Origin of the sequence: Algoriphagus sp. UBA3586 (genome assembly GCF_002376385.1) — a bacterium.
Classification (GTDB): Bacteria; Bacteroidota; Bacteroidia; order Cytophagales; family Cyclobacteriaceae; genus Algoriphagus; species Algoriphagus ornithinivorans.
This window is the reverse complement of the sequence record NZ_DFMT01000026.1, coordinates 174251-199372: the sequence shown is the minus strand read 5'-3', so window position 1 is coordinate 199372 and position 25122 is coordinate 174251. Positions and strand designations below refer to the sequence as shown.

The window sequence follows — 25122 nt, the reverse complement described above, 5'->3', positions numbered from 1 at the left end:
GTTTATTTTAGGATTTGAGCAGTGTGTTCTTTGGTTTTTACTTTTTCTATAATCTCCTCTATTTTCCCCTCTTCATCAATTACAAAAGTGGTTCTTGCAGTCCCCATATACTTTCTTCCATACATGGATTTTTCCACCCAAGTGCCATAGAGCTCGTGAACTTTTTTATCCTCATCTGCAATCAAAGAGAATGGAAGCTCCTGCTTGTCTATGAATTTTTGGTGAGACTTTTCAGAATCGGAACTGATCCCCAAAACTACATACCCGGCTTTTTGCAGGGCTTCATAATTATCTCTGAGGTTACAAGCCTGAGCAGTACAGCCGGGAGTATTGTCTTTAGGATAAAAATAGAGGATTACTTTTTTCCCTTTAAAATCAGAGAGTTTGATGGTTTCTCCCGTTTCAATTTTTGCTTCAAAATCTGGTGCCTTTTGGCCTACTTCTAATGACATACGTTTAATTTTTTTAATAAAACATGAATTAAGCGATGGTTCCTTTCCATTCGGCTACATTACCAGCCATGTCAGTTACCCTAAGAATAACAGGTCCGCGGAAGGGATGTTTATCCAGTTTTTCTGACCAGATCAATGCCTGCTTATGCTCATACCGCATCAACACCCATTTCCCATCTACTTTTGCTTCGAAACTCTGAATTCCGGATAAATCATCCCGAATGGAAAAGCGGATTTCTGTGGAATTTACTCTCACAGGAGTTATGCTGGGAGCCTTGATGTCTTCAGCAAGCATAAAAGTACCAAAATTTCTGGTTTTAAAGCGGATTGCTCCGTCTTCCCAAGTTCCTCCTACAAAAGATTTACTGCCTCTGCTATTGACTTGGTATACATGAGTTCTGGATTTATTCAAATTTCCTGGACTGGTGTTCCAGAGCACTTCCATGGAATTCCATAAATATTCCGAAGGGTCATTGATTTGTAATCTTGCAGCGCTACCGGTTCCACTTTCCTGAATTCTTAGATATAGGTCATCTAATAGGGTATTTTTATCAAATTTGATTTGAACATCTCTTTGCGCAAAAAGCTTTTCTTCTCCAGCAGGAATGGCTGCTTTGAGTGGGGTGCTGATTACTTCTGAGCAAAGATCAATTTCTTCAGGAATTCCAAATTGCATATCCCACAAATAAGTCCGGCTATTTGCATCTTGATAGGCAGGCAGCATTTCAAAAGTCCGGGTACCCACGTAAAATTTAGCCAAGCCTCCGAGTTTGGATACTGGAGCCTTAATTTTAAGAATATTTCCGATATAATCCACTTGAGCTTTACTAGGAGTGGCTCCATCTGCGACTACAAATTCCTGATCCTTTCCCTGCAATGAGAATTGAATTTTTTGAGTATTTCCCAAAGCATCGATCAGGCGCAATTCATAAATTTTTCTTTTTCCCGGCTCCAATTCCAAATGTCCTATCCCAGCCTGATGAGGTCTGAGATATTCAAATTTCAGGTTGGGTTGATAGTAGAGCTTCGAAAATCTGTTTTGGTGCGTATGCAGCAAAAACTGTCGGGTAAAATTGAAATCTACTTTATCAACTGTTAATTGAAAAAGCAATGAGTCATTTTCCCTGATTTCAAAATATGGAAACCCATTTCTGTTACTAGCTCCGTCCAATTGGTCAAAGCCTTGCACTTCAATTCCTACTTTCCCCGTGATTTGAATGGTTTGAGGTATTTTGTATACGCCACCACTAGCAGTTGGAGTGAACTCCATTCTCTCAAATTTTCCATTAATTCTGGAATCAATTTGAAGGGGGACAAGTGCTAATTTCTGTGGAGTAGGAGCTATGTTGTCAAGGATTTCCGGAAAACCAAAAAGAAGCGGATCCATAGCCCTGTCCAGACTGTCTCTAATTTCAAAATGTAAATGAGGACCACCTGAACTCCCAGTGTTTCCTCCATCAGCTATGCGTTCTCCTTTTTTGAAACTCAGTTCTCCTGGGGTAGGGTATAACTCCAACTCATTGACTTGGGCTTCGTACATGCGTTCTATCATGTACTGATGAAGCTTGGGATTAAAATTTCTCAAATGCCCATAAAGGGTTATGTGCCCCGTTGGATGCTTTAGATAGATGACATTTCCATAGCCGTAGGTGGAGATTTTGATTCGGTGAACCCAACCGTCTGCCGCTGCATAAATGGGTTCTCCTTCTACTCCGCCAAATTTGTAATCAAGTCCTGTGTGGAAATGGTTGGGTCTTAATTCAGAGAAATTTCCGGACAAATAATTCCTTCCTCCAGGTTTGACAGGTGATCGAAAGTAATCCCGAATGACTCCCTGAGAGAATGAATTTTGACCAAGAAAAAGAAATAAAATGAATACGGGTAGTAGTTTACTTAACTTCAAAATCAAGCATTTTTTGGGTTCCAATGAATCCTTCCAGTCGATCTCCAATTTTGACAGGACCTACTCCTGCCGGAGTTCCTGTGTAAATCAAATCGCCTTTCTTCAACGTGAAAAATTGGGAAACGTATTCAATGATGGTGTCAAAATTAAATAGCATCAAGCTGGTATTACCTTGTTGTTTTATCTCCCCGTTGATAGAGAGGTGAAAGTCAATGGATTGTAAGTTTTCAATCTCTGAAACAGGGATAAAATCACCAATAGGAGCTGAGCCGTTGAAGGCTTTTGCTATTTCCCATGGCAAACCTTTGGCCTTGCATTGATCTTGAAGATCACGGGCCGTAAAATCAATTCCCAACCCTATTTCCTCATAATACCTATGAGCAAATTTCTTTTGAATATACTTTCCCTCTTTATTGATTTTTAATACCAATTCTGCTTCATGATGAATGTTTTTCGAGAAATCAGGATAGTAAAACGCTGCCCCATTTTTCAATAAAGCTGTGTCTGGTTTCAAAAAAACTACCGGATTTCCGGGCGTCTCATTTTTTAATTCTTCAATATGAGCCGCATAATTACGGCCAATGCAGATAATTTTCATAGGTTTTAAGGCTTTTATAAAGCTTGAAAATGGTAGGAATTTCCAAACGTGAAAATAAGCATATCCTTGGCAAAAAGTGGATGAAAAGCCGAGAATAAGGATAATTTTACTCGGATGGCTTGAAGCGTATCAAGAGTTTTCCCTTTTCATCAAAAAACTCCAAAAAGTTATCCGGTGTGAGTTGATATTGGGTGGTGGATTGGACAAAGCTAAAACTTCCTTCTTGAATGGGGTTTTGGCCAAGGCAAATTTTATCGGCCTCCAACCGATAATAGGTATGCGCTAATTGAATTTTTCTTTCCCCTACTTCTCCCATACCTGTGATTCCTTTAAAACAACCTCCATACGTTTCAAGCGTTCTGCTTAATTTTTGAATCCGAATAAAAATTGGAAAATAGGGTTGTTCTGGTATGGATATATTTTGCCAAGTTCCCTCGATAGATCTTATCCAATCTTTTTGTTTCTCTAAAATGGACTTCAATTTGAATTTTTGAGAAGGTTGATCCACTTCATATTCTACTTTTAGTTTGTAAAAATATCCTTCTTCAAATTTAAAGCCTTTAATTTCGAAACTCTCCGATTGACGTTTCCACTTAGAGTAATCTAGCTCTTCATTATCTTGAGTAAGAAAAAAAATTCCTGCTTCGGCATTGGGATATAATTCTGAATTCAGGAGATACGGATATACCCAAATGATTTTTGTTTCCTTTTCAGCACAGGAAAATAAAATGGCTAAAAATAGGCATAAGTATTTGCTAGCCTTCATCTCAAATAATTTATCCCAGACAGGCACTTTCCTTTTTATAATAAATGTAAGGATAATTACTTTTTATTGGAAACTAACCCAATTCTGGAAAGGGATTATATCTATAATTAACTGATACAAGCCTAGAGTATAGGCTTCATTTATCCAAAAGATATAGTTTTATACCTGCTATCTTTTGATAGGAAATTATCTTATATCCGGCTATAGAATTATCCAATTGCATTGAAGAAGCTAATTCTAAGCTTAACCAAATGCTTATTTTTAAATTCATCAGCTACTCCTGAAATTAAAAGGCAAAGGAGTTGGGAGAAATATTCAGAGTGACAAAAAAGATCCGATCAAGGAAAGGTTTATTGCTTAAACTTGATAGAGCTTACAACCTTGAATAGTTCAGAAGCCCAGTGTTCGTATACTTTTCCTGATGGGTGCAACTGATCCTCAACGACCATATCAGGCTGAGCACCTACTCGGCGATAATGTTCAGTAATCTCCACGAACTTCACTCCAAATTTCCCGCAAACGCTTTTCTTTGCCTGGTTGTAGGCATCGATTTCAGCAGCAACTTTCTGCTTGTCAGTGGATCTTTTATCAGCAAAAGGAGTGACTCCCCAATCGGGAATAGATACGACCACCACTCGGTTTGGTCTATTTCCTGCAAATCCAATTGCTCTTAAAAGCATTAATTCAAAGTCAACCCGATAATCGTCTACGGATCGTCCTCGGTATTGATTATTTACTCCGATTAATAAGGTGACTAAATCATAGGGAGTGCCTGTTGGAGCAGCTTCATTGATTCCTTTATCCAATTCGTCAACAGTCCATCCGGTTTTGGCAATGATCTTAGGTTTGCCCCACTTGAGTTCGGTCTGAGTATTTAATTTTTCAACCAGAATGTTGGGGTATCGATCCTTTTCAGGTACTCCCTCTCCAATCGTATAACTATCTCCTAATGCAAGGTAGGTTAAAGGTTGATCTTTCACGGTGGTAAAATTTTGGGGTAGCTCTATGCTCGCTGTGTTGCAAGCTAAAAGAACTGATATAAAAATAAATAAACTATACATTTTCATCTGTTTATAATTTGTTTTTCAAAGGTCAGTACCTGTCCCGAAAATCGGGATGGAATCTTCGCATTGATTCCCCGATACATTGGGGCGTTTCTCTGTGTGTCACTTTGGGTCGTGCTCGATTTCATCTGTTTATATTTTGATTTTTAGAGGTCAGATGGAATGCCCAAAATAATCATCCCCTTGTGTGAGATTTTTCCTCATGGGCATTTCATCTGTTTATAATTTGTTTTTCAGAGGCCAGTACCTGTCCCGAAAATTGGGATGGAATCCCTGCCTGCAGCAAGCAGGTCGTACCTTTTCCCTGATACATTATGACATACAAGTGTGGGTCGCTTGCGTCGTGCTCGATTTCATTAGGATTGAAATACTGGTTTCAGCAACTCTATTGAGCCTTTTGTCGAATCCATTCTGACTTCAGCTCCATTAGGAATGATGAATTGTTTAGAAATATGGCCAATCATTGCACCTGAATAAGCTGGAATATTAAGAGGTAAAATATAATCATCCAAAACCTGATCTACGGATAATGAACCATATCCACCTCCCGGCTCACAGTCACTGCACTGACCAAAAATAAACCCTTTAATCTGGTCTAATGTTCCATTGAGCCTCAGTGTACTCATCATTCTATCCACTTTATAAGGATCTTCTCCAATATCTTCTGTGTATAGAATGGCATCTTTGAAATCTGGATAGTAAGGAGTGCCACTCAAAGCTGTCAATACGGTCAAGTTGCCACCCAAAATTTTCCCTTCTGCTGTTCCTGCTTTGAGCACTTGAATTCTGTTGTTTTTAATGACCAAATCATCTCCTTTAACTTGTTCATTTTTATATTGAACCAGTTTTTTCTCAAAAAACAGTTGATTGAAGGCTTGAACATTGAAACTGTTCCAACTGCCGGTACCATTGGGTCCATGAAATGAAATAAGGCCTGTTTGGGAATGAATGGCACAATGAAGAGCGGTAATATCCGAATAGCCCATCAAGGGCTTTGGATTATTTTTGATCAGTTTATAATCGATCAATGGTAAAATCCGAGCTGCTCCTGAGCCGCCTCGGATACAAATAATTGCCATGACAGTCGGGTCTGCAAACATTTGGTTTAAATCAGATGCTCTTTCCTGATCTGTGCCAGCCAAATGACCTCTTCTGTTTTTTAGATTTTCTCCGAGCTTAACTTGGAAACCAAGGGCTTCCAATGCTTCTTTGGCGAAGGTGAATTGCATCCTGTCGGCAGTAGCAGCTGAGGGACTTATTAACCCGACCACATCTCCTTTTTGGAGGGATTTTGGGAGTAAAGTACTTGGGTTACTTTCAGAAGAAATGGAATTGAATCCGAAGAAAGGACTGGCTCCGGCCAAGACACCGAGTGATTTGAGAAAAGTGCGTTTGTTCATCCAATGAAGATTTTTGTGAATTTAATTCAATTACAATATATCCCTGGTCATGACCAGTACCTTTTCCATTTCTCTTCTTATCTCAGAAGCTTTCCAGGGATAGTTGGAATTCATGAAAGCAAAGCAATAGAGCTTTCCCGACTTAGTTTTAATTAGTCCAACCAAGCTGTGATTATTACTTATAGTACCAGTCTTTGCAAAAATATAAGCTTGGGCTGCCTGATAGTTATTTTTGATCGTACCGGATTTACCGCCGGTCGGAAGAAGTTCAAATAGCATTTGATCAGGTACTACCCGATACAATTTTTCAAAGAGCCCCACCATCGTTCTGGGAGTAAATAAATTATATCTGCTCAAGCCACTGCCATCCACCCAAATAGGTTGATCCGGTAAATCCGATAAATAGGTTTTGATAATGTATTCTATCGCCCTTTCAGAATTTAATTCACCAAAAAGCCGATCTGAAATCATCAATAATAATTGCTCTGCTAAAAAATTGTCCGATTCCAGCATCATTTCTTTTAAAATCGGGAATAAAGGTGCTCCTCTCCAAAGTTTATGGTTTTCAGGCAACTTTTCTGCCTTGTAAATCCAATTCTTCCCCGTCTCATTTTTCGCGAACTCTGTCAAAAGCTGTGGGGAAGTAATAAATGGTAGAAAGTCCTCTCTTCCTCTGTAAGAATCGGGGTTATAGTAAAAAGTATTGGAATGGAAGTCTCTTTCCATGTCCTTTGTTTCCTTTTCATTGGTACGGATCGATGACTGAAATTTTGTTGGAAAGACTTTAGGGTTGACTCTTCCTGCAAATACGTGCATTACATTCCCATAGATGGGGAGAGAAGATCGTTCAGCTGCATAATAATATAAGTAATCATCCCATTGCCATCCTGCTCCAAAAGGTGTGGACTTAAGGTTGGTGTCTGAAAATTGAATCACGGAATAAGGCTTGAAAAAATCCTGAAATTTGGGTTGGGGCAATTTTTTATATTTCCAAGAAGGATCTCCAGCTCCCCAAATCTTTAAGGTGTCCCCTGATTGGACATATCTTAGGGTTTGGGTGCTATCATTCAAAATTAAGATACTAGAAAACAAGGTAAATAGCTTTGTGACTGATGCAGGAGTAAATCTCATTTGAGAGTTTTTCTCATATAAAACCCGCTGGGAATCCAGATCATAAAGCATAAAACCTGTCAAATGTCCTGAAAAAAAGCTCCCTTCTCCTAAGGCATTTTCCAATTTGATATACTGATCTCTTGTCAACTGGGCCTGAGCCTGCTGAAAGACGATCAAAAAAAGAAAAATAGTAATAATTCTAATCTGCAAGAATTTGGTCATTGCGAAGTGCTGAGTAAAATAATCCAAGCCAACCCATGATAAAACCTACTCCACCTAATGGAGTAATGGCCCCCCACCAAGTTACACCAGACAGGGAAAGAATATAAAGAGATCCTGAAAAGACGATTATTCCGAAAACCATACTCCAGGAAGCAAATACCAAGCTTTTCCAATTGGGTTTGGTCAATTTGATAATACCGATTAAGGCAATAGCCAAGGTATGGTAAAAGTGATATTTCACCGCCGTTTCAAAAGTGTCGGCTCTTCCGGTGGCCGCCAATGTATCTTCCAATCCATGTGCCCCAAATGCTCCTAAGCCTACAGCTATAGCTCCGGAAAGTCCGGCTAGCATGATCAATTGTTTTCCGTTCATTAGCTCTTGATTAATAATTTCTTGCTCCAAAAATTGCAGAACCTATCCTGACCATAGTACTTCCTTCTTCCTGCGCAATCAAATAGTCTCCACTCATGCCCATGGATAAAATTTCCATTTTCATGAAGTCAGGAAGGGGATTGGTTTTGAGTTCTTCGAAGTGATTTTTTAAACCCTGAAATTCTCTTCTGATCTGTTCTTCATTTTCGGTGAAGGTAGCCATCCCCATCAAGCCTTTGATTGTTACATGACTGAGCTCAGAAAAGTCTGGGTCTGCCAGCATCTCATCCATCTCTTTTCTGTCAAATCCGAATTTGCTGTCTTCTTCAGCAATATGCATTTGCAACAAGACAGAGATTTTTCGATCTATCTTTTTTCCTTGCTTATTGATTTCTTTTAAAAGCTTGAAGGAATCCACTCCATGAATCAAATGCACGTAAGGTGCAATGTATTTGACTTTATTTCTCTGCAAATGCCCGATCATATGCCATCGGATATCTTCAGGGAGTTGAGGTTGCTTCTCCTGAAGCTCTTGAACTTTGTTTTCCCCAAAATCCCTAATCCCAGCACTATATGCCTCTTTGAGGTCAGTTATAGGCTTGGTTTTGCTGACTGCTACAAGTAAGCATTCTGGATTTTTAAAGGTTTTTTTTACGTTTTCAAGATTTGCTTTGATATCCATTTTCTATTTTTAAGCTCTTAAATTTTTGAAAAAGGCCAAGACAAAGATATGGCGATCATCAGTACTTTACTAAAGAAAGGCATTCGCTTGAGAGAAAGTTTAGAGCAAGAGTACTCTCAACCTATAGAATTGCAAAAACAGGCTTTGAAAAAACTGCTCATAGCCTCAAATAGAACTGCCATTGGAGAAAAATATGATTTTTCGGGAATTTTAAAATCTTTCAAAGGAGGAAACGATCAGTTTTATGAAAAATTCAAAAACTCAGTTCCGATTTATGATTACGACAAAATCTATGAAGAATGGTGGCATAGATTACTAAATGGAGAAAGAGATATCACTTGGCCGGGAAAAGTAAAGCATTTCGCCTTGAGTTCAGGTACATCGGGAGCCGCATCGAAATATATTCCAATCACTAAAGATATGGTGAGGGCCATCCGAAGAACAGGAGTGAGGCAGATTTTAAGTCTTTCGAAATACGACTTGCCTAAATCACTTTTTACCAAAGGTATCTTGATGTTGGGAGGGAGTACCGATTTGGAATTTAATGGCACCTATTTTTCTGGTGATCTAAGTGGAATCACTGCTGGAAAGTTGCCTATTTGGTTTCAGCGTTTTTACAAACCCGGGAAAAAAATATCCAGAAATAAGAATTGGGGAGACAAGCTAGATCAAATAGTCGAAAAAGCACCTAAATGGGATATTGGGATTATTGTGGGAGTTCCAGCCTGGTTGCAGATCTTATTGGAGAAAATCATAGAAAAATATCAAGTGGCTCATATTCATGAGATTTGGCCCAATCTTCAGATTTTTGTCCATGGAGGGGTTTCGTTCGAACCCTATAAAAAAGGTTTTGAAAAGCTATTGGGAAAGCCGCTTACTTATATAGAAACCTATTTGGCTTCTGAAGGATTTTTGGCCTTTCAGGCTTTGCCGGGAAGAAAGTCAATGAGACTGGTATTGAACAATGGGATTTTCCATGAGTTTGTGCCTTTCAACGACAAAAACTTTGATGAAAATGGCTCCATTCGCCAAGACGCAGAAACATTGAAAATTGATCAGATTGAGGAAGGAAAAGATTATGCAATACTGATTTCAACTTGCGCCGGGGCTTGGAGATATTTGATTGGGGATACTATTCGCTTTGTTTCGAAGGAGGAGTCTGAGATCATTATCACTGGCAGAACCAAGCATTTTTTGAGTCTATGCGGAGAGCATTTGTCGGTGGATAATATGAATAAGGCAGTAGAGCTTGCTTCTAACGAGTTTGATATTACAATCAAAGAATTCACTGTTTTGGGCGAGCCTTACAAAAATTTATTTGCCCACCATTGGTACATCGGAACCAATGATGCAGTGGATGCCCAGCAATTGGGAGAAAGAATTGATGTCCTGCTAAAAGAGTTGAACGACGATTATGCTGTAGAGAGAAGGCATGCCTTAAAGAAGGTGTTTTGTGAGGTTAGACCCAGTTCTGACTTTTATGATTGGATGAGAAGTCAGGGAAAGGAGGGAGGTCAAAATAAATTTCCCCGAGTTCTTAAAGGAGAAAAAGCCGAATCTTGGAGGGTGTTTTTGAAAAAGAAAGGAGCCGACTTTTGATCACTGCTTTACTGGAAGGCTTGAGTATGGGGCTCTTGCTTTCTGCCCTTATCGGCCCCGTTTTCTTTACGCTGATTCAAAGTAGCTTGGAGCATGGATTTAGATATGCTGCTTTGGCCGCTTTGGGGATATTGGTGTCCGACTGTATCTATGTTTTGGTCACCTATTTTGGTGTCAGCTATCTTTCTGGAATTGATCATTTTGAATTCGTTTTAGGGGTTTTCGGAGGCCTGGTTTTATTTGGTTTTGGGATTAGTAATTTGATGAAAGCCAAAACTTCCCGTCCTAATTCTGGAGGGATTACTCTGCCAATCCAAAAAAAGACAGCTTTTCTCAAAGGATTCAGCATCAATGGAATCAATCCCTTTGTGCTGTTATTTTGGGTTTCGATAGCTAGCTTAGTGCATTTGAAACCTGACTATGGAAAAGCGGAAGCAGGTATTTATTATTCAGGTATTTTAGGAACCGTTTTTTCAATTGATCTACTTAAGGCTTATGTAGCAAAAAAATTAAGGCCATTAGTAACACCTAGATTGATGAAAATATTGGGCTTTTTGGTGGGACTTATCATGATAGGATTCGGTACTAGGATGATTTATTGGGCTTTAAACCAATAAAAAAGAGGCTGTCTCATTATATAGTTACTACGTCAGCCTGAGCAGAGTCGAAAGCCTTCTTCTAATCTGGCCAACATTTCGACTTCGCTCAATGTGACAACTCCACTATTGAGACAGCCTCTTTAAATTTATAAGCAGGAAATGAATTAGTCTGCTAGGTATTTTTCAACCATTGCGTATGGCATATCGAAAGCATCAGCTACTGCCTTATACACGATTTCACCTTGAATTACATTCAATCCTAATTTCAATTCTGCATTGTCATTACAAGCTTGTTTCCAGCCTTTTTCTGCAAGTTGGATTGCGTAAGGAAGGGTTGCGTTAGTCAATGCCAAAGTAGAAGTGTAAGGTACAGCTCCTGGCATGTTAGCCACACAGTAATGAACCACATCATCAATGATGAAGGTTGGGTTCTCATGTGTAGTCGGCTTGCAGGTCTCAATACAGCCACCTTGATCCACGGCCACGTCAACTAAAACGGTTCCTGGCTTCATATCTTTCAACATATCTCTGGTGATCAAGTGAGGTGCTTTGGCTCCCGGGATCAACACTGCACCAACGATCAAATCAGCAGATTTGATCATTTCTCTGATGTTGTATTCGTTAGACATCATGGTGTTGACATTGGCAGGCATGACATCATCCAGGTATCTCATTCTAGGAAGAGATACATCCATGATTGTCACGTCAGCTCCTAAGCCGGCAGCCATCCAAGCAGCTTGGGTTCCTACGATTCCACCACCTAAGATCAAAACTTTAGCAGGCAATACACCTGGCACTCCACCTAAAAGAATTCCTCTTCCTTTCAATGGTTTTTCGAGGTAGTTAGCACCTTTTTGAACAGCCATTCTACCGGCAACTTCAGACATTGGAATCAAGAGTGGAAGGCTTCTGTCAGCTTTCTCTACAGTTTCATATGCCAAACATACCGACTTGCTTTCAACCATAGCCTTGGTTAGTGGTTCGTAAGAAGCAAAGTGGAAATAGGTGAACAACAATTGGTTTTCTCTGATGAGTTTGTATTCAGATTCAATAGGCTCTTTTACCTTCATGATCATTTCTGCGATCTCGTAGGTAGCTTCTATAGTTTGAAGAATTTTTGCGCCTGCATTTTCATATTCTTCATCTGGGAAACCACTACCTTCTCCAGCTGTGTGCTGTACGTATACAGTATGGCCTCTTTTTACCAATTCTTTCGCTCCTGCAGGAGTAAGAGCTACTCGGTTTTCGTTGTTTTTAATTTCCTTTGGAACACCTATTATCATGGCAAGTCTATTTGGATTTAAATATGGCGGCAAAGATAGTAAGCCAGTTTATTCTAATCGCATTTTTAAGAATAGTATTTGGTCTCATTTTGAAAAATCTTGAAAATCAAAAGATTCTTCTAAAAATCGGCTGGAAAATGCTGATTATTTCAAAATTTAAATTTTAAAAGTTGAATATTTTGAGAATATAGTATCGATAAAAACCTGATTTGCAAAATAATCTAAACTCATAGAAATCGAATATTTGATCAGTGTTGATGGTATTGACAGAATAAAATTTGTTGCTGGACTAATATTTAACCAAAATACCAAATTTTAAACTGAAAATAAGTTCAGCTTAAATTTGTAAAAAAAAATGATTTGGCTATTTTTGATCTGCACTAGAACTGTGCGCACCCAAACCCAAATAACTTTAGATTAAACAAGTCTATGTCAGAATTACAAAAGATAAAAAAAAGCAAGCCTTCCTTCGTCCCGGAGCCTTCAGCTATTTTGGAAGATTTTAGAATAGCGATGATTAGCAGACACGCTTCCCTGATGGGAAGAAAAGAGGTATTCATGGGAAAAGCGAAATTTGGTATTTTTGGTGATGGAAAAGAGCTTGCTCAAATTGCAATGGCAAGGGCTTTTCAATTAGGAGATTTTAGATCAGGTTATTACCGTGATCAGACTTTTATGATGGCTTTGGGTGAGTTAAATGTTAAGCAATATTTTGCTCAGCTTTATGCTTACACTAATGTAGAGGAGGAGCCGGCAAGTGCAGGTAGATTAATGAATGGTCACTTTGCAACCCGCTCTTTAAATGAGGACGGTTCTTGGAAGGATTTGACTAAAATGAATAATTCGGCAGCTGATATCTCTCCAACAGCTGCTCAGATGCCCAAACTTTTGGGCTTGGCTTATGCTTCAAAGCTTTTCAGAGTCAATAAAGGCATGAAAAAACTAAAGCAATTCTCGGTCAATGGTAACGAGGTTGCTTGGGGTACTATCGGTAATGCTTCTACTTCAGAAGGAATGTTTTTTGAATCCATCAATGCAGCTGGAGTCTTACAAGTGCCGATGGTGATCTCTATTTGGGATGATGAATATGGAATCTCGGTTCCTAAAGAATTTCATACCACCAAAGGAAGTATTTCAGAGGCTTTAGCTGGTTTCCAAAGAACTGAGGAAAAACCTGGTTTCGAAATCATCAAAGTAAAGGGCTGGAATTATGAGGCATTGCTTCAGGCATTTCAAGAAGCTGGAGAATTAGCAAGGACAGAGCATGTTCCCGTTTTAATTCATGTGGAAGAAATGACTCAGCCTCAGGGGCACAGTACTTCTGGTTCACATGAGCGATATAAGTCCAAAGAAAGACTGGACTGGGAAAAAGACTGGGACTGCATTAAAAAGTTTAGAGAGTATATCCTTGAAAATGAATTGGCTACTGCTGATGCTTTGGATAAAATAGAAGCAGAGGCAAAAGCTCATGTTAAAAAAGAGAAAGAAGCTGCTTGGTCTGATTTCAGCGGTGAAATCAAAAAAGAACTAAACGAGGCAGTTGCCCTGATTAAATCAGCAGCTAAAGACAGCACCCGGAAAGTGGTGTTGGATCAGTTGGCCGATGAACTGAAAAAAACAATCAATCCCATTCGGAAAGATGTGGTTTCAACAGTTAGAAAAGCTTTACTGCTTTTAAGATTCGATTCTAATTCTGGAAAGAATGAATTGAAGGCTTGGTACGAAAAGCAAAACGAATTAAACCACGATCGCTATAGCAGCCATCTTTATTCTCAGTCTGAATGGTCTGTATTGAAAATTGATGAAGTTCCTGCTGAATTCAATGAAAAGTCTGCTGTTGTGGATGGACGTGAAGTTTTGCAGGCATTTTTTGACAATAAACTAGAAAATGACCCTCGATTCTTCGCATTTGGAGAGGATGTAGGGAAAATCGGTGATGTTAACCAGGCTTTTGCCGGTCTTCAGGCAAAACACGGAGAGTGGAGAGTCAGTGATACCAGTATTCGTGAATGTACCATTATAGGTCAGGGAATTGGGGCTGCTTTGAGAGGCTTGAGGCCTATTGCTGAAATTCAATATTTGGATTACCTGCTTTATGGACTTCAAATGTTATCTGATGATTTGGCGTCTCTCCAATACAGAACCAAAGGTGGTCAGAAGGCTCCTTTAATCGTGAGAACCCGTGGTCACAGACTGGAAGGAGTATGGCATGCCGGATCTCCTATGGGTATGATTCTTTCTACCTTGCGAGGAATGGTGGTCTGCGTACCGAGAGATATGACTCAGGCTGCTGGTATGTACAATACTTTGCTCAAGTCTGATGAACCGGCTATTGTAGTAGAATGTCTTAATGGCTATAGACTGAAAGAGAGGCTCCCTGAAAATATTGGAGAATTCACAGTTCCTTTGGGTAAACCAGAAATATTAAGAGAAGGTACAGACTTAACAATCGTGACTTACGGTTCCATGTGCAGAATCGTAATGGATGCTGCTCAGGAATTGTCTGAAATAGGAATTGAAGTAGAAGTCATAGATGTACAGACTTTATTGCCATTTGATGTGCATGGCATTATAGGGGAGTCTGTGAAGAAAACGAATAGAGTAATCTTTGCTGATGAAGATGTTCCTGGAGGAGCTTCAGCATTTATGCTGCAGCAAGTGATAGAAGGTCAAAAAGTGTTTAGATATTTGGACTCTGACCCTCAGACATTACCGGCTAAAGCGCATAGACCTGCTTATTCATCAGATGGAGATTATTTCTCCAAACCAAGTATTGAAGACGTGGTGGAGAAGGTTTACAGCATGATGCATGAGGTAAATCCTAAAACCTTCCCTGCGCTGTAATTTGATTAGCATAAAAATAGAAAGGGCGGTGATCATTCACCGCCCTTTTTGCTTTAGGGTGTATTTCTAGTTATCTGCCTGAGTGTTAATTCCGGGCTGGATACTTCATTACTTCGATTCAATTGCCTATCCTGAATTTGAACGTCAATTCTGATAGTGTCATTTCGGAAGATAGCTTCCCAACCTGAGGAAAGCATGGCATACTTGATATTTCCTTCTACTGCCTGCCCTTCTTCTGAAGTTAATATTCTTGGAAATCTTCCATTGAAAGTGGTGAAGAATGGAGGGTCTTGCCATCTAAATTCGGTAAATCTCCCATTTCTTTTGATGAAGAACTTCACAAAAATGTTGTACTGATTGGGGTTCTGTCTCACCCAAATAGTATCATTGACAGTTTGATTATTGACAATGGGGTTGATTACATAATCAATTGGATTGTATGTCGGTGCTGAAGGAGGTCTATTGCTGTATGTAATTAAGTTTCCTGCAGCATCCCTCTGAAAATCAAAGGCATTGAATGGAGGATTGATATCTGTTGCAGATAAACCTAAATCTCCTTCTGCATCTTGAAAATCTATCCCAACAATCAAAGAATCCGGTCCGGCAGTAGGTACGTACTCCAGTGACTCGAAGGTAATGGAAGGGACTGTTGGAAAATTATCCGGTGGATTCACGCATGCTCCCACAAAAAGGACAAGAAAGAATAAGCTGAAATAACTTTTTAAACGCATAAGGCGGATTAAATTTACAAACAGAACCAATTAGGATCCGATTGGGTTGATGCAAATTATAAAACGATGCAGGATTTTAAAAGTTTTTCTGAGAAGGTAGAGAATTTAAAGTCTGAAAACTTTGAAAATCTAGCTTTGGAGATTTTTGAGTTTCAGGCAAAACACAATTCCATTTATAGTGCTTATCTGAAGGCAAGGAAAATTGATCCTAAAAAAATCAATGCTTTAGGGCAAATACCTTTTTTACCAATTCGCTTTTTTAAAGACTTTCCAATTGTATCGGGGCCTTTGGATAAATTCAAAGGTTTCTTCTCAAGTTCCGGTACCACAGGAATGATTACCAGCAAACATTATTTCTGGTCTGAGGACTGGTATTTACAACAAGCGCAAAAAACTTTTGAAGAGGTATATGGTAGTCTGTCAGATTTTCACGTATTGGCTTTATTACCCGCATATTTAGAGAGAAAAGGGAGTAGTTTGGTGTCTATGGCTTCTCATTTTATCGAAAAGTCGGGCTCGGAGCATTCTGGTTTTTACTTATACAACCATGATGAGCTTTTGCAAAAATTGAAGCTCCTCTCTAAGGATTCAAAAAAGGTGCTGTTATTGGGTGTGACATTCGCGCTTTTGGATTTGGCAGAAAAAAAAGAATTATTTCCTAATGCTGAAAATTTAATTGTCATGGAGACAGGAGGGATGAAGGGGAGGAGAAAAGAAATGATTCGGGAGGAAGTTCACCAGATTTTAAAAGAATCTTTTCATGTTGATAAAATCCATTCTGAGTATGGAATGACCGAGTTGATGTCTCAGGCTTATTCAAAAGGGGATGGAAAATATACCTTACCTCTCAGTTTGCGCGTTATGTTAAGAGATGTCAATGATCCTTTGGAATGGACTAATCGTTCTCAAGGCGGAATCAATGTGATTGATTTGGCTAATTTCCATTCCTGTTCTTTTATAGAAACTCAGGATCTGGGCAGGATAGATGAGAAAGGGTATTTAGAAGTCTTGGGGAGATTTGACAATTCTGAGATTCGCGGATGTAACTTGTTGGTTCAGTAATTGCTTACTTAAAATTTATTAAACATATTTGAATAGCTTATATTCTTGATCAATATCAAAAGAGTCTCAAGCACATTGGAGTTAGAGACGATTTTAATTCGTCAGGAAGTTGAAGTCGACCAAGAAAAGAAATAATTAAATACACATGAAAAAATTAGCCACTATCGCATTATTGATCGGAATTTTAGCACTAGGTGCATGTGCTTCCAGTAAGCCTTGTCCTGCCTATGCAAAAGCAGAAGTTGGGCAGAAAGCTAACGTTTAAAAAAAATGCTGACTCTTAGTAGTCAGCATATTTTTTAATATCCTCCAGGCTAATAGTGGGTTCCCCCAAAATTACCAGACGTTCCACGACATTTCGTAGTTCCCTGATATTGCCTGTCCAAGGAAATTCCTGAAGTTTTGCCAAAGCATCTTTGGTAATCCCTTTTTTAGCATCTCCGCTTTCCTGAGCTATATCGTCTAAAAACTTGTCTATCAACAAGGGTATATCATCTTTTCTGTCTTTCAAGGCAGGAACCTGAATCAGAATTACACTAAGTCGGTGATATAAATCTTCTCTGAATCTTCCTTCTTCAATTTCCTTTTTAAGGTCCTTATTTGTAGCTGCTAGTACCCTCACATCTACTTTGATATCCTTATCACTACCAACGCGATTGATCAGATTCTCCTGAAGAGCTCGAAGTACTTTAGATTGTGCTGAAAGAGACATGTCTCCAATTTCATCCAGAAATAGCGTGCCTCCTTGGGCTTGCTCAAATTTCCCGGCTCTTTGCTTATGGGCAGAGGTAAAAGCACCTTTCTCATGTCCAAATAGTTCTGATTCTATTAATTCAGAAGGAATAGCTGCGCAATTGACTGCCACAAAAGGATTGGATACTCTGTTACTTTTTTGATGAATCCAGTGAGCAACCAATTCTTTACCTGTTCCATTAGGGCCTGTGATTAATACCCTGGCATCTGTAGGAGCTACTTTTTCAATAGTTTCTTTGACCAATAAGATAGGCTTGGATTCACCTACCATATCAAACTTCTTGGAAAGTTTCTTTTTTAGGACTTTGGTTTCAGTCACCAGATTTTTTTTATCCAATGCATTCCTTACTGTAAGAAGCAGGCGATTGAGATCGGGTGGTTTTGGGATAAAATCAAAGGCGCCTTTTTTGGTGGCTTCTACGGCAGTTTCAATACTCCCATGTGCAGAAATCATGATAAACTGAGGTGATTTTTCCAAAGCCTTAGCTTGGTCCAGAACTTCTATTCCGTCCATTTTGGGCATTTTTACATCACAGAGAACCAGATCGAAGTCCTCTTCCTTCAATTTGGCCAGGCCTTCTTCACCATCTTTGGCCTCACTCACCTCAAATTTTTCGTATTCCAGGATTTCCCTGAGGGTGGCTCTGATGACTTTTTCGTCATCAATGATCAGTATTTTTGACATAAGGCTAATTTAAGAGAAAAAGTGCAAGTCTGTAAGCCGGGTTCTGTTTCTTCTGAAAAATCAGAAGAAGCCTGTCATTTATCTAGTCCTGACTTCGCAGTCAGGATCTATCGATCTACCCACCCCGGAATCCCCGAAAGGAATCGAACGAGCAGCTCTTTGCCCGAGGCCTATTTGATCTTTCAACCCATAAGGTTTGCCATGCGCTGAATGTCACCATCCAACCGGTAGGCTCTTACTCTACCTTTTCACCCTTACCCCTATAGCTATCGGGGCGGTATATTTTCTGTGGCACTTTCTGTATATCCACCTTTTCTGATGAATACCCTTCCCGTTAGGAAGTATGGCGCTCTGTGTTGCCCGGACTTTCCTCCTTTCCGATAGAATCGGAACGGCGACAAGCCGACTTGCACGGAATAAAGAACGCTAAAAATCTTCAAAAGGATTCTATAAGATTTTTAAAGACTGTCTAAATAAGCCGAAAAAAAGATTAAAATATTATTTGGATTAATTATAAACAGGCTCTACTTTTGTTTTAATTTAAAATTAATCCAAATAAATAATAATGAGATTATATCAGATTTACTGTGTTGTTCTTTTGGGCTTCTTATCTTTTTCATTAGAAAATATCGTTATAGCTTCTGAGTCCAAAGAAAATGAGCTTTCTGTAAAAGGAGTTGTATATGATACAGAGCAAAACCCTGTTTCTTATGCAAATGTCTATGTAAAGGGAACGGTAAAAGGTGCCCTTACGGACGCGAAAGGTAAATTCCAGCTTTTTGATTTAGAGAAGGGGGTTTATGAGGTACAAATATCAGCAGTAGGATATAAGACCAAATCTCAAGTAGTAGAGGTAGATGCCAATGGAGTCTTGGATTTGGGCTTGGTAGTATTGGAAATAGGTGTGGAAATGCCTGAATTCTCAATAATTGCCAACAAGGATAGGATTTTTAGCCAAGTTCCGGGTGCAGTAAACTATCTGAATAAAGAGGATATCAAATCTTTGATGCCTGTTTCAGGAAATGAAGTATTCCGAAGGGTATCAGGATTGAATGTGGTGGACGAAGAAGGGTTGGGTATGCGTGTCAATATTGGGATTAGGGGACTCAATCCGGATAGAAGCCGAAATGTATTGATGCTCGAGGATGGTGTTCCTGTCGCTTTGGCACCTTATGGGGAACCGGAAATGTATTATAGTCCAGCGATTGATAGAATGGCAGGAGTGGAGATTTTGAAGGGTTCAGGACAGATTTTGTACGGCCCTCAGACCATTGGAGGCGTAGTGAATTATATCACACCTAATGCTCCTGAGACAGAACAAGGGTCGGTACAAATACAAGGAGGTCAAGGGAGCTTTTTCTCAGGCTTGGTTAATTATGGAAATACCTTTGGTAATACAGGTCTGCAAGTAAATCTTCTTAGAAAATCAGCAGATAATGTAGGTCCTACCCAATTTGGAATTACAGATTTTAATACCAAGTTTCTTTTTAAATTAAATGAAAAGAGCGAGTTAGGAGCCAAATTTGGTATTTATGATGAAAGATCAAACTCAACTTATATAGGATTGAATCAGGTGATGTTTGATCAAGGTGGGCAGGATTTTACCCGACTTGCGCCTGATGATAGGCTTGATGTATCGAGATATAGCTTAAGCTTTAGTCATGTGTATAGATTTAATCCTGATTTTAAATTAAGGACTATTGCCTATGGATATACCACAACCAGAAATTGGAATAGACAGGACTTTTCGATCAATAATTCCAATACCCCTCCCTCCAATTGGACAGGGGTAGTCTGGGGAGATACATCTATTCCTGGTGGTGCGATTTTTATGAGAGATGGAACAGGTCAGAGAAACCGGCAATTTGAAGTGGCAGGAATTGAGCCTAGGATTGAATTGAATCATGGTCTTTTTGGGCAAAAGAATGAGTTGAAAGCTGGTGTTAGATTCTTGGTGGAAAGTGCCAAAGAACAGCGTGTAAATGGAACCAAGGCTGGTGTGAAAAGCGGAAACCTCATCGAAGATGAGTTGAGAAATGGCCGGGCTTTCAGTGCTTATTTTCAAAATGAAACTGAATTGGGAGAAAAGGTTTCTTTACATGGAGGTCTACGCTTTGAAAACTTTAATTACGAGAGAAATATCTTTAGGAGGAATTTCTCTGGAATCGGGGTAAGGGATACTTCCATTGTAGCATCAAATGCTGTCAATGAAATAATTCCAGGCGTAGGATTTACAGTGAAGCCTACCAATACTATTACTCTTTTCGGCGGAATTCACAAGGGGTTTGCTCCTCCTAGAACCAAGGATGCCATTACCTCTACCGGGGATGCTTTGGATTTGGAAGCTGAAAGAAGCTGGAATTATGAGGCAGGCGTTCGTTCTGAGTTGAATAACTGGATCTATGTTGAAGCCACAGCCTTTTTGATGGACTTTTCCAATCAGATCATACCAGTATCTGAATCTGCCGGTGGCTTAGGATTTGGTGTAGTCAATGCCGGTGCTACCCGTCATCAAGGATTGGAAACATCTTTCATTTTTGATCTATCGAGAGCATTTGGTCTGAAGAAGTGGGCAATAGATTATGACATTCAGGCAACATTCATTGACGCTTATTTTTCTGAAGATAGATTTATCGGCGATGTAAATATTAATGGGAATACGACCCCATATGCTCCGGAATGGTTGTTGAATTCCTCCTTAGCGATAGAATCTGAGAGTGGATTTTCGGCCAGATTGACATATAATTTTGTAGGAGATCAATTTGGAGATGAGGTTAATTCCATAGAGCCATCTGCTAATGGAAGAACTGGATTAATTCCTTCTTTCTTTACCTTGGACGCCGTAGTAGGTTATGAAATCAAGAAGGCCAATTTGGGCTTCAATCTTTCTGTCAAGAACCTCACTGATGAGCGATATATTTCTACTCGCAGACCTCAGGGAATCCGTGTTGGATTGCCAAGATTTATAACAGCTGGAGTTAATTTTAATTTTTAAAAAAAAAAAATTCAAAAAAATTAAAACTTCTGAAAACCTTTTGGTCTATGCAATGTTCTTATTGCCAAAGGCTATAAATAGCTTTTCTTCATAGTGCTGGGTTGAGCCGCTCCGAAAGGAGCGGTTCTTTTTTTGTCCCTTTTAATTATCTTTTAGGAATGAACTCAGATAAGAAATCAAAATTTGAAAAGCTGATCAAAAAGATCAATTGGTATCCACCCTATTTATTTTCAGGGATTAAAGTGGTGGATTATAATGAGGAGTTTACCTATTTCAAAACTCAGTTGAAATTGACTTGGTGGAATAGGAATTTGGTTGGGACAGCTTTTGGCGGATCATTATACGCCATGTGTGATCCATTTTTCATGTTTATTTTGATGATTAATCTTGGAAGGGATTATATAGTTTGGGATAAAACCGCATTTATTGATTTCAAAAGCCCTGGTAAGGGACGTGTTTTCGCTGAATTCCGCTTGAGTCTGGCAGAAATTCAAAGAATCAAGGCGGATGTAGAACAAAATGGTAAAGGAGTCTTTGAATTTCCTTGTGAAGTTAGATCCGAAAGCGGTGAGCTTGTGGTCAGTTTGGTAAAAGGTGTTTATGTAAGAAAGAAGAACTTTGATTCCAAAAACTGAGTTGGCAATTCAATAGGATATGTACCTTTGTTCAAAATAAAAGTCTATGATACTGGTTGGAAATGCGGTTTTGTCTGACGACATCAAGGAGAATTTTTTTGTATGCGATTTAGAGGCCTGCAAAGGTGCATGTTGTGTGGAAGGAGATGCAGGAGCACCATTAGAAGATGAGGAAACCGAGATCTTAGAAAAAATTTACCCCATAGTCAAAGATTATATCACAGAAGAAGGACGTGCCGCTATTGAAAAACAAGGCGTATGGGTGATAGATAAAGACGGAGATAAAGGCACTCCAACTATCGGCGACAATAGAGAGTGTGCTTATGCGCTTTATGACGAAAAGGGTGTCTTAAAATGTGGAATAGAACAGGCGTATTTGGATGGGAAAATCGATTTCAAAAAACCTATTTCCTGTCATATGTATCCGATCAGAGTGACAAAATACGATCAGTTTGATGCCTTGAATTACGATAGATGGCATATTTGTGACCCTGCTTGCCAGCTTGGGAAAAGCCTTCAGGTTCCGCTTTACCGCTTTCTTAAAGATGCCTTGGTAAGAAAGTATGGAGAGGACTGGTACGAGGAATTGATTCAGGAGATAGAAGGCTAATTTTTATCCGGCTCCTTGATAAGCTTTCAATAGCCAGCCTTTCACCTCATCATTCCAATCATCTGGTCCAGTCAAATTGATTTTATGACTGCACATGCCATTGGTTTTGCTGTCGATTTCCAGTATTCCCTCGGGTTCCTGACCTTTTAAATTCAATCCGATTTCCATTCGGTTTTTTGTTGCAGGAATGATCATCGCAAACTGCTTTTTCCGCCTTACACTGACATAGGCCTTTTTTGGGGCAAACTCGATATCTTTTCCGAAACTCTCAATTTCCTTTTTAATACTCTCGTACAGGGCGAGGAAATGCTCTTTTCCCTTATATTGTTCCTGTACAAGAGTATCAAGATCATCAGCAGAGCCTGCATCGGATTTAAGTGTTTTATGGGCAATTAGATTCGCAAATCCATGGGTGAAGCCATGGTCTCCTTTAAGAAACTTAAGTATTTCTCCGTGCTTTTCTAGTTTTTGCTTTTTGACAAGATCAACCCATTCTTCCAGACTTTTTCCTGTGTTTTTCTGGAGGTTTTCAATCATAGTTTTGGCTGCATCATCCATATGTCCGGGCTTTGGTTTATACTTTAATATAAACCTTCTTTTTATCCATCCATAATCCTATCAGCCAGATGAGGAGCATGTAGCTGATGGCAAAAAGGAAAGAAGCGTTTTTTGGTCCGAGCCAGGAGGTGTAGAAATTATCATAGAGAAATCCTTTGAAAGTACTTTCTCCCACCGGAATCATATAGAAAATAGAGATGACAATTCCAGATAAAACATATAGTATTAAGGGGTTTCTGCCGAAAACCTGAAAGAAATAAGTCCAGGATTGCTGGTTCTTTACTTCTATCAAATAAATAAGAGCTCCAAGAATTATCAAGTCCCAACCTACAGTTAATAGTACATAGGAACTGGTCCATATTTTTTTATTGATAGGGAATCCCAAATTCCAAATGTAAGCTCCAGCAATTAATATCACCCCTGAAATCAAAAGAGTTCTGACAGTTGAAGGAAGATTCCCTTTGCTTTGGATAAACTTTCCAGCGATATATCCTGCTAAGACATTGACAATAGAAGTAAGAGTGCTTAAGATTCCTTCAGGGTCAAAAGGGATTCCCTCTCCCATATACATTCGATCAGAACCTATTAATACTAGATCTAATTTTAAAGCTGCATTGCCTTCTAGGCTATAGGGTGCAGCTGCATCTCCAAAGAAGTATAGAATTAGCCAGTAGGAGAGTAAAGCTATTCCTGAAAAAATCCAGGCAATCTTGGGTCCTCCCCAGTAGAGGATCAGGGCTGCAAAGAAATAGGCCAGAGCTATTCTCTGTAAAACCCCGAAAAAGCGGACTTCGGAAAGTGAAATAAATTCTATTGCTCCTGATTCGTTGTAATCAAAGAATGGAAATGCATTCAATAGCCAACCGATTATAAAGATCAATAAGGTTCTTTTTCCCACTTTTTTGAAAAACTGGGAAGAAGGCATGTCATTTAGCTTTTTCATGGCAAAACTCATCGCGTTGCCTACTACGAATAGAAACGTTGGGAAAACCAAATCAGTGGGCGTGAAGCCATGCCAATCCGCGTGGGCTAATGGACCATAAAGATTAGACCAGCTGCCAGGTGTGTTGACAATGATCATAAATGCAATGGTCATGCCTCTCAAAACATCCAAGGCTAGGTACCGATTACTTAAACCGGATTGAATAGGTATTTGAGTCATTTTGGGTGAGGGTCTTTTTTTGAATTTTTACTGAAAGGGTGAATATAAAATATTATCTTGTTTGGGTCACTTTTAACAAAATGATTAGCACTTATATGAAGCAATTCGATATTAAAAAATTGGAGGTAAATGAGCCAGTAAAATTATCCGAAAGGTCAACTTATATGGATTTGGGTCTTTCTGAGAAGAAACTCAAGGATGAATTAAATGATGTACGGGAAGATTTGAGTAAGCATCAAGACACTATGTATGCCCATGGTAAATATGGAGTATTGATTTGTTTGCAAGGAATGGATACTGCAGGAAAGGATAGTTTGATTCGGGAAGTGTTTCAGGAATTTAATCCCCGGGGAGTAGTAGTCCATAGCTTCAAGGTTCCCACCAGCAAGGAACTGAAGCATGATTATTTATGGAGACATTACTTGGCCTTGCCGGAAAGGGGGAAGTACGCGGTGTTTAATAGAACGCATTATGAAAATGTCTTAGTGACTAGGGTGCATCCTTATTATATCATGGGAGAAAATATTCCTGGAGTCGAATCAGTGGAAGACATAACACCTGAGTTTTGGGAAAAAAGATTTGAACAAATAAGAAATTTCGAACAGCATATCGCTGAAAATGGAGTCGTCGTTTTGAAGTTCTTTCTTCATCTGAGCAAAGAGGAACAAAGGCAAAGACTTTTGAGAAGACTGGAAAATGAAAAGCATAACTGGAAGTTTTCCCCCGGTGACTTGAAGGAAAGAGCTTTGTGGGAAAAATACCAAGAATGTTATGAGGAGGCTATAAATAAAACTTCCTTACCTCATGCCCCTTGGTATATTATTCCGGCAGATAATAAAGAAGCAGCTAGATTATTGGTTGCTAAAGTGATTCAAGAAAAAATGAATGAACTGGAAGGAATCAAAGAACCTGAGCTGGAAGATGAAGTAAAAGCTAAATTGGGAGAATACAGAGAGATGCTTTCTAAAGAATCGAATGATTGAACTGTAAAAAATAATTTTTGAATTCAAGACTTTTGATTTAACTTAATTGC

General features: G+C 39.2%; 22 protein-coding genes and 1 other RNA gene. 8 read left to right on the top strand and 15 right to left on the bottom strand.

Annotated elements, in window-relative coordinates:
* Positions 1 to 2: 2 nt before the first annotated feature.
* The 9 genes from bcp to B2906_RS08750 all read right to left on the bottom strand — a co-directional run bounded on the left by bcp (position 3) and on the right by B2906_RS08750 (position 8573).
* Entirely contained in the window at positions 3 to 452 is a 450-nt protein-coding gene (bcp, locus tag B2906_RS08790) for a thioredoxin-dependent thiol peroxidase (protein ID WP_219958588.1), read from the bottom strand.
* A gap of 28 nt (positions 453 to 480) precedes the next feature.
* Positions 481 to 2355, bottom strand: a complete 1875-nt coding sequence (locus tag B2906_RS08785; protein WP_286938129.1) for a M23 family metallopeptidase — start codon at positions 2353 to 2355, stop codon at positions 481 to 483.
* Positions 2342 to 2953, bottom strand: a complete 612-nt coding sequence (locus tag B2906_RS08780) for a fumarylacetoacetate hydrolase family protein (RefSeq protein WP_219958590.1) — start codon at positions 2951 to 2953, stop codon at positions 2342 to 2344. The genes B2906_RS08785 and B2906_RS08780 overlap by 14 nt, the downstream gene beginning before the upstream one ends.
* 106 nt (positions 2954 to 3059) lie before the next feature.
* Complete coding sequence (locus tag B2906_RS08775) at positions 3060 to 3719, bottom strand: DUF4377 domain-containing protein (protein ID WP_286938126.1); 660 nt, start codon at positions 3717 to 3719, stop codon at positions 3060 to 3062.
* Positions 3720 to 4069: 350 nt separating this feature from the next.
* Positions 4070 to 4699 carry an SGNH/GDSL hydrolase family protein gene (locus B2906_RS08770; protein ID WP_286938121.1) on the bottom strand — a complete coding sequence of 210 codons (630 nt, stop codon included), beginning with the start codon at positions 4697 to 4699 and terminating at the stop codon, positions 4070 to 4072.
* Positions 4700 to 5139: 440 nt separating this feature from the next.
* Positions 5140 to 6183 (bottom strand): S66 peptidase family protein, encoded by a 1044-nt coding sequence (locus tag B2906_RS08765; RefSeq protein WP_286938105.1) that lies wholly within the window; start codon positions 6181 to 6183, stop codon positions 5140 to 5142.
* A 30-nt stretch (positions 6184 to 6213) separates the two neighbouring features.
* Positions 6214 to 7506 carry a D-alanyl-D-alanine carboxypeptidase/D-alanyl-D-alanine-endopeptidase gene (locus B2906_RS08760; RefSeq protein ID WP_286938098.1) on the bottom strand — a complete coding sequence of 431 codons (1293 nt, stop codon included), beginning with the start codon at positions 7504 to 7506 and terminating at the stop codon, positions 6214 to 6216.
* Positions 7496 to 7891, bottom strand: coding sequence for a DUF423 domain-containing protein (locus B2906_RS08755; RefSeq protein WP_286938092.1), 396 nt, complete (start codon positions 7889 to 7891; stop codon positions 7496 to 7498). The genes B2906_RS08760 and B2906_RS08755 overlap by 11 nt, the downstream gene beginning before the upstream one ends.
* 10 nt (positions 7892 to 7901) lie before the next feature.
* Entirely contained in the window at positions 7902 to 8573 is a 672-nt protein-coding gene (locus B2906_RS08750; protein ID WP_144604760.1) for a YggS family pyridoxal phosphate-dependent enzyme, read from the bottom strand.
* 48 nt (positions 8574 to 8621) lie between these two features.
* On the opposite strand from B2906_RS08750, the gene B2906_RS08745 reads away from it, so the two are divergent.
* Both B2906_RS08745 and B2906_RS08740 read left to right on the top strand, forming a co-directional pair.
* Positions 8622 to 10172: a GH3 family domain-containing protein gene (locus B2906_RS08745; RefSeq protein WP_286938085.1), complete on the top strand. Its 1551-nt coding sequence runs from the start codon at positions 8622 to 8624 to the stop codon at positions 10170 to 10172.
* The gene (locus tag B2906_RS08740; protein WP_286938081.1) at positions 10169 to 10789 is read left to right on the top strand and encodes a LysE family translocator; all 621 of its coding nucleotides are present in this window, start codon (positions 10169 to 10171) and stop codon (positions 10787 to 10789) included. Before B2906_RS08745 ends, B2906_RS08740 begins: the two co-directional genes overlap by 4 nt.
* Positions 10790 to 10935: 146 nt before the next feature.
* Here B2906_RS08740 and ald read toward each other — a convergent pair whose 3' ends face one another.
* A complete protein-coding gene (gene ald / locus B2906_RS08735) occupies positions 10936 to 12054 on the bottom strand; it encodes an alanine dehydrogenase (RefSeq protein ID WP_091654269.1) in 1119 nt (372 codons plus the stop codon).
* Positions 12055 to 12483: 429 nt separating this feature from the next.
* Here ald and B2906_RS08730 point away from each other — a divergent pair, with 429 nt between their 5' ends.
* Positions 12484 to 14898: an alpha-ketoacid dehydrogenase subunit alpha/beta gene (locus B2906_RS08730; protein ID WP_286938072.1), complete on the top strand. Its 2415-nt coding sequence runs from the start codon at positions 12484 to 12486 to the stop codon at positions 14896 to 14898.
* A 53-nt stretch (positions 14899 to 14951) separates the two neighbouring features.
* Here B2906_RS08730 and B2906_RS08725 read toward each other — a convergent pair whose 3' ends face one another.
* Complete coding sequence (locus tag B2906_RS08725) at positions 14952 to 15629, bottom strand: hypothetical protein (RefSeq protein WP_144604768.1); 678 nt, start codon at positions 15627 to 15629, stop codon at positions 14952 to 14954.
* A 66-nt stretch (positions 15630 to 15695) separates the two neighbouring features.
* Between B2906_RS08725 and B2906_RS08720 the strand changes: the two genes are divergently transcribed.
* Positions 15696 to 16691, top strand: a complete 996-nt coding sequence (locus tag B2906_RS08720; protein ID WP_219958599.1) for an acyl transferase — start codon at positions 15696 to 15698, stop codon at positions 16689 to 16691.
* 280 nt (positions 16692 to 16971) lie between these two features.
* On the opposite strand, the gene B2906_RS08715 is transcribed toward B2906_RS08720, so the two are convergent.
* Together B2906_RS08715 and rnpB are read right to left on the bottom strand one after the other, a co-directional pair.
* Positions 16972 to 18129: a sigma-54-dependent transcriptional regulator gene (locus tag B2906_RS08715; RefSeq protein WP_144604772.1), complete on the bottom strand. Its 1158-nt coding sequence runs from the start codon at positions 18127 to 18129 to the stop codon at positions 16972 to 16974.
* Between the two features lie 16 nt (positions 18130 to 18145).
* An RNA gene (rnpB, locus tag B2906_RS08710) (RNase P RNA component class A) lies at positions 18146 to 18543 on the bottom strand.
* Positions 18544 to 18694: 151 nt separating this feature from the next.
* On the opposite strand from rnpB, the gene B2906_RS08705 reads away from it, so the two are divergent.
* From B2906_RS08705 to B2906_RS08695, 3 genes are all read left to right on the top strand, one after another.
* Complete coding sequence (locus tag B2906_RS08705; RefSeq protein WP_286938057.1) at positions 18695 to 21124, top strand: TonB-dependent receptor; 2430 nt, start codon at positions 18695 to 18697, stop codon at positions 21122 to 21124.
* Positions 21125 to 21282: 158 nt separating this feature from the next.
* Positions 21283 to 21759, top strand: a complete 477-nt coding sequence (locus B2906_RS08700) for a DUF4442 domain-containing protein (protein WP_286938054.1) — start codon at positions 21283 to 21285, stop codon at positions 21757 to 21759.
* A gap of 46 nt (positions 21760 to 21805) precedes the next feature.
* Entirely contained in the window at positions 21806 to 22369 is a 564-nt protein-coding gene (locus tag B2906_RS08695; RefSeq protein WP_286938052.1) for a DUF3109 family protein, read from the top strand.
* 3 nt (positions 22370 to 22372) lie between these two features.
* Here the strand turns inward: B2906_RS08695 and B2906_RS08690 are convergent, their stop codons facing one another.
* Together B2906_RS08690 and B2906_RS08685 are read right to left on the bottom strand one after the other, a co-directional pair.
* Positions 22373 to 22927: a DUF4287 domain-containing protein gene (locus tag B2906_RS08690; protein WP_286938046.1), complete on the bottom strand. Its 555-nt coding sequence runs from the start codon at positions 22925 to 22927 to the stop codon at positions 22373 to 22375.
* Positions 22928 to 22943: 16 nt separating this feature from the next.
* The gene (locus B2906_RS08685) at positions 22944 to 24089 is read right to left on the bottom strand and encodes an acyltransferase family protein (RefSeq protein ID WP_219958604.1); all 1146 of its coding nucleotides are present in this window, start codon (positions 24087 to 24089) and stop codon (positions 22944 to 22946) included.
* A gap of 95 nt (positions 24090 to 24184) precedes the next feature.
* On the opposite strand from B2906_RS08685, the gene B2906_RS08680 reads away from it, so the two are divergent.
* Positions 24185 to 25072: a PPK2 family polyphosphate kinase gene (locus B2906_RS08680; protein ID WP_286938034.1), complete on the top strand. Its 888-nt coding sequence runs from the start codon at positions 24185 to 24187 to the stop codon at positions 25070 to 25072.
* Positions 25073 to 25122: the final 50 nt, after the last annotated feature.

Coding starts and splice junctions, on each gene's coding strand:
- B2906_RS08730 (WP_286938072.1), top strand. CDS start 12,484: ATGTCAGAATTACAAAAGATAAAAAAAAGCAAGCCTTCCTTCGTCCCG.
- ald (WP_091654269.1), bottom strand. CDS start 12,054: ATGATAATAGGTGTTCCAAAGGAAATTAAAAACAACGAAAACCGAGTA.
- B2906_RS08690 (WP_286938046.1), bottom strand. CDS start 22,927: ATGGATGATGCAGCCAAAACTATGATTGAAAACCTCCAGAAAAACACA.
- B2906_RS08725 (WP_144604768.1), bottom strand. CDS start 15,629: ATGCGTTTAAAAAGTTATTTCAGCTTATTCTTTCTTGTCCTTTTTGTG.
- B2906_RS08720 (WP_219958599.1), top strand. CDS start 15,696: ATGCAGGATTTTAAAAGTTTTTCTGAGAAGGTAGAGAATTTAAAGTCT.
- B2906_RS08755 (WP_286938092.1), bottom strand. CDS start 7,891: ATGAACGGAAAACAATTGATCATGCTAGCCGGACTTTCCGGAGCTATA.
- B2906_RS08765 (WP_286938105.1), bottom strand. CDS start 6,183: ATGAACAAACGCACTTTTCTCAAATCACTCGGTGTCTTGGCCGGAGCC.
- B2906_RS08700 (WP_286938054.1), top strand. CDS start 21,283: ATGAACTCAGATAAGAAATCAAAATTTGAAAAGCTGATCAAAAAGATC.
- B2906_RS08715 (WP_144604772.1), bottom strand. CDS start 18,129: ATGTCAAAAATACTGATCATTGATGACGAAAAAGTCATCAGAGCCACC.
- B2906_RS08745 (WP_286938085.1), top strand. CDS start 8,622: ATGGCGATCATCAGTACTTTACTAAAGAAAGGCATTCGCTTGAGAGAA.
- B2906_RS08780 (WP_219958590.1), bottom strand. CDS start 2,953: ATGAAAATTATCTGCATTGGCCGTAATTATGCGGCTCATATTGAAGAA.
- B2906_RS08680 (WP_286938034.1), top strand. CDS start 24,185: ATGAAGCAATTCGATATTAAAAAATTGGAGGTAAATGAGCCAGTAAAA.
- B2906_RS08750 (WP_144604760.1), bottom strand. CDS start 8,573: ATGGATATCAAAGCAAATCTTGAAAACGTAAAAAAAACCTTTAAAAAT.
- B2906_RS08775 (WP_286938126.1), bottom strand. CDS start 3,719: ATGAAGGCTAGCAAATACTTATGCCTATTTTTAGCCATTTTATTTTCC.
- bcp (WP_219958588.1), bottom strand. CDS start 452: ATGTCATTAGAAGTAGGCCAAAAGGCACCAGATTTTGAAGCAAAAATT.
- B2906_RS08695 (WP_286938052.1), top strand. CDS start 21,806: ATGATACTGGTTGGAAATGCGGTTTTGTCTGACGACATCAAGGAGAAT.
- B2906_RS08685 (WP_219958604.1), bottom strand. CDS start 24,089: ATGACTCAAATACCTATTCAATCCGGTTTAAGTAATCGGTACCTAGCC.
- B2906_RS08705 (WP_286938057.1), top strand. CDS start 18,695: ATGAGATTATATCAGATTTACTGTGTTGTTCTTTTGGGCTTCTTATCT.